1 protein-coding gene is annotated in these 972 nt (G+C 61.1%); it reads right to left on the bottom strand.

What is annotated here, in order from left to right; translation table 11 throughout:
- Positions 1-13: 13 nt before the first annotated feature.
- Positions 14-923 (bottom strand): IS5 family transposase gene (locus VVR27_RS11545; protein ID WP_218079067.1). Its coding sequence is split into 2 segments (ribosomal slippage): positions 14-553 and positions 555-923, totalling 909 coding nucleotides; the frame shifts between segments, so codons are not numbered across the junction.
- Positions 924-972: the final 49 nt, after the last annotated feature.

Here is a 972-nt window from a genome sequence, read left to right as displayed (position 1 = left end):
TAGGGCGTGTCTCTTATATGCGTAACCAGACCAGAATCGCCGCAAGCACCACTCCCGCGCGATACGTGACCGCGAGCTTGTCATAACGCGTCGCAAGCCCGCGCCACTGCTTCATCAACCCAAAGGCCCGCTCGACCACGTTGCGGTCTTTGTACAGCTCCGCATCAAACCCGGGCGGTCGCCCGCCAGCACGACCCTTACGCTTCCTGGCAGCGATCTCATTAGACTTCTCCGGAATCACCGCGGCGATGCCGCGCTCACGCAGATACGCGCGGTTCACCCGTGACGTGTACCCGCGATCAGCAAGCAACGCATCAGGGCGCGTCCGCGCCTGCCCGCACCCAATTCTCGGGACCCGAATATCGCCGAGGACTTCCTGCAACATCGCGCCATCATGGCGTTGCCCGCCCGTCACCACAATCGACAGCGGCCGGCCATGCCCCTCGACAGCAAAATGTACCTTCGTGCTCAACCCTCCGCGTGATCTCCCGATCCCGTGACCTGCCGGTTCAATCTCGCATAACGGCAGATTCTTGTAATTCGATAGAGCCCCCTGTGTCCTGATCAGGGCGCGGCAGGTTCGTACCGTGCTGATGAGCACGGTTGATCGTCGCGTCGATTGACACGTTCCAGTCAATGTCGCCCACTGCATCGGCCTCGGCGAGGATGTGCGCGAATACGCGGTCCCAGGTGCCGTCGGTTGCGTAGCGGCGATGCCGCTTCCACACCGTCTGCCAGGGACCATACCGGTCGGGGAGATCTCGCCACGGGATTCCGGTGCGGTACCGGTAGATGATGCCCTCTACAACGCGGCGGCTATCACCAAACGGGCGGCCTTTACGGCCCTCATTCGTTGGCAGAAGTGGTTCAACTCGCTCCCACTGTGCATTCGTGAACTGCGTAAATCTAGACCGTTGTGACACACCTCAATCATGCTCGAGCACAGGCCCACAATTAGGAGACACGCCCTAG

The organism is Rothia sp. LK2492 (assembly GCF_040946345.1).
GTDB classification, from domain to species: domain Bacteria; phylum Actinomycetota; class Actinomycetes; order Actinomycetales; family Micrococcaceae; genus Rothia; species Rothia endophytica.
Note: the sequence above shows the minus strand (reverse complement) of the source record. Positions and strands in the feature narration are given on the sequence as shown.